Raw genomic sequence first — 817 nt, 5'->3', positions numbered from 1 at the left:
CTATCGAAGTATCGGCCCTGAAAGCAGTCTTTGAACAAAACTCTAAAATACCTGAAGCTCAGTGCCTACTAGGATCCGTCAAAAGCAACCTGGGGCATTTAACTGCAGCAGCCGGTGTCACGGGCTTAATAAAGTCTGCACTATCTGTATCGAAAGGACAGATTCCGGCCAGTATTAATTTCACATCACCAAACCCTGACTTAAGGCTAGAGTCTTCACCGTTTTCTGTCGCTACAACCACCGCTACTTGGAAACAGGAAATTGGCCAGCGATATGCAGGTATCAGCTCATTTGGCATAGGAGGCACCAATGCTCATGTGATTATCTCTGGGTATGACGCTGAGCCGGCAACTGCTTCTGCACAGACACCAACAAAACTACCACTGTGTCTTAGTGCAAATTCACCCAAATCACTCGCTGATCAAGCTAGGCAACTTGAAACATTTCTACTAAAAAATACTGACACAGATATCGATCACCTTAAAAACACCTACTGCTTTCACCGACAAGCATTGAAGTATCGACAAGCTATATTAGGAACAACTAGAGACAGCATTCTTAGTGAACTATCACAGTTCACTAAGAATGCTTCAGACGCGCCTACAAAGGACCCAAAGATTATATTTATGTTTCCTGGACAAGGAACTCAAGTTAATCGTATGGGTAAGAAGCTCTACAATGAACTTCCGCTCTTTAGAGCACATTTGGATAACTGCATCGAGATATGCAAAGACGAATTTAACGTCGATCTCATACATATCCTATTCTCGGATGATCCAAGCCTTCACCTTACTGAGAACACGCAAATAGCATTGTT

The 817-nt window shown here is 43.1% G+C and carries 1 protein-coding gene; it reads left to right on the top strand.

Annotation, left to right across the window (positions count from 1 at the left end; translation table 11 throughout):
- Window positions 1-817 (top strand): ketoacyl-synthetase C-terminal extension domain-containing protein (locus A3757_RS24820; protein WP_156506577.1); only part of this gene is annotated, 817 nt, incomplete at both ends.

The sequence above is a fragment of the Oleiphilus sp. HI0117 genome (assembly GCF_001635235.1).
The sequence above is the reverse complement of the archived record's forward strand: the minus strand, read 5'-3'. Positions and strand labels throughout refer to the sequence as shown.